Below are 1,863 nucleotides of genomic sequence, written 5' to 3' on the forward strand. Positions count from 1 at the left end.
GTCTATTCCCTTATGACGCACGGTACAGAGTGCACCGATCATCGACTGTCCCTTAGCACCAGTCATATAGTGATCGATATCGTCCAGAACCACCAAGCCATTTTTAAAATGTTTCATAATTTTGGTAATGACTTCTTTCTTTTCGTCATTATCCATAGGCGATCCGTCAGGATTAAAAGGCCTTATTCTGCGTGAAGTTACTTTGGTCAACGCCTTGAGATGATTTGGACTTACCGTACGGAATTGCGGATAATCATCATCGTTAGTATCAAAAGCCAGCACTTTACGACCTTTCTTGCCAATCGCAAGATGATCCATCATATAACGTTTGATCTCTTGCTTGTTTCTATAGGTTTTCCCAACACCAGTCTCGCCACAGACCAATAAAATCATTGGTTGGCGTTCTAGGTCTTCTTTGAGATAGCTTATAGATTTTCTTCCGCGATTATAATGTTCCGACATAGCTATTTTGTATTGGGTTCGTCTTCGGCTACTTCAAGGATGGTAGCTTCTGGAATATCGTTATCTATATCTTCAAAATCGACTTCTTCAGTTGATTGAGGCGTTTCTTTTTCTGCTTTCGTACTTTGACGTGGCTCCGCAAAAACTTCATCATAATCCTTAACATTTTCTTCCTCATCAAAATCTAACTCTTCCTGAAAATCTTGATTAGCATATTCTTCTTCTTGCGCTGTGAATTCTTCTTGTTCTTCTTCGAGAACTGAAGCTTTTTCATCACGGATGATATCAAGAATGCGCTCTTCCAGAATATTATTTTCTGCTCTCACTTCCATAACGACCTGTGCTTTTTTCATTAAGATGGACAGGACTGCACCCATTAATTGCTGTTCTGGCGTGAGTTTTTTGGCTTTCTTACGCAGGATTTGAGCAAGTAACGGACGCAATAATGCTTTGTCTTCCTTGTCTAGCTTTACGCGAGCAACATTCTTATCGTTCTGCTGATCGATAACGGTAATGATCTCATCAAACTCATAGAATTCTTTGTGCTTGCTGATTTTTACAAAGTAACCGCCACCTACTTCCAGAACATTGTTAGACATTCCCAAAAGTGCATCAGCCGCTTGGTTGGCTTGGCTTAGAGGCAGTTCAAAGTCTTCGTCTGTAGGTTGTGGCTCATCATCATCGTCATAGCCACCACCATTTATTTCCTGTTCTGGGGCATCTAGTGGTTGCTCACGTTTTTCCTGTTCTACATTTTCTTCTACGGTTTTGCGGAATTCTGGTTGCTCGCTAGATGGTATCACAGGTTCTTCTGGCATCTGGTGTGGTCGGTCTGGTTTCCACACGTTCCAACTTTTTTGCTTTTCGGGATCACTTTCTATTGGTCGCTCGCCACCGATGTCTTTTTCAATCACAGGTTGGTTGAGCGGACTACTATCTTCGCCCTGAATACTTTCAAATGTGATTTCTTCTGGTGCTGTGGTAAGGACGTCCTTTACTTCTTGAGCTATTTCTTCTTTCATAAATTCTAATTGAGTTTTGCGATAAAGTTGACCACGTTGTTTTCCAGAACTTGAAACTTGGCGACAAAAGGTTTGTAAAAGCTTGGGATGCTAAGGATCTCATCGCATTTATGGTAGTTGTACATCACAGCTCTCTTAGACTGCTTAAAACTCTCGCCTATCTTGGCATAACTGGTATCAGTATATTTCTTGAGCAGAAAATAACACGCCATCCTAGCATCACGGTATTCTTGAATCGTGCTCGTATAAAATTCTGGCTCTTGAAGATCAAAAATTTGGATGCTCTGCGAGATGATATACACAACGAGCAGTTTTACCTTTTGGGTGTCGCTGGATTTAAGTTGGGCGTTTCCAGAAAGATTATTAATGACTTCTATGG

General features: G+C 41.1%; 2 protein-coding genes and 1 pseudogene. All 3 read right to left on the reverse strand.

The genetic code is table 11. The annotated features are described in order from the left end of the window. Positions 1-462 (reverse strand): annotated as a pseudogene (locus A9Q93_RS10855) (hypothetical protein); the annotation flags it as partial. Between the two features lie 2 nt (positions 463-464). After that, on the reverse strand, positions 465-1,484 hold the full coding sequence (locus A9Q93_RS10860) for a hypothetical protein (RefSeq protein WP_303687426.1): 1,020 nt from the start codon (positions 1,482-1,484) through the stop codon (positions 465-467). 5 nt (positions 1,485-1,489) lie between these two features. Continuing rightward, a partial coding sequence (locus tag A9Q93_RS10865) for a hypothetical protein (protein WP_303687427.1) occupies positions 1,490-1,863 on the reverse strand: 374 nt, incomplete at its 5' end.

The organism is Nonlabens dokdonensis (genome assembly GCF_002162835.1).
In the GTDB taxonomy this organism is placed as follows: Bacteria; Bacteroidota; Bacteroidia; order Flavobacteriales; family Flavobacteriaceae; genus Nonlabens; species Nonlabens dokdonensis_B.

Bases quoted from the DNA above. Each gene is read 5' to 3' on its own strand.
- A9Q93_RS10860 (WP_303687426.1), bottom strand. From the start codon at position 1,484: ATGAAAGAAGAAATAGCTCAAGAAGTAAAGGACGTCCTTACCACAGCA.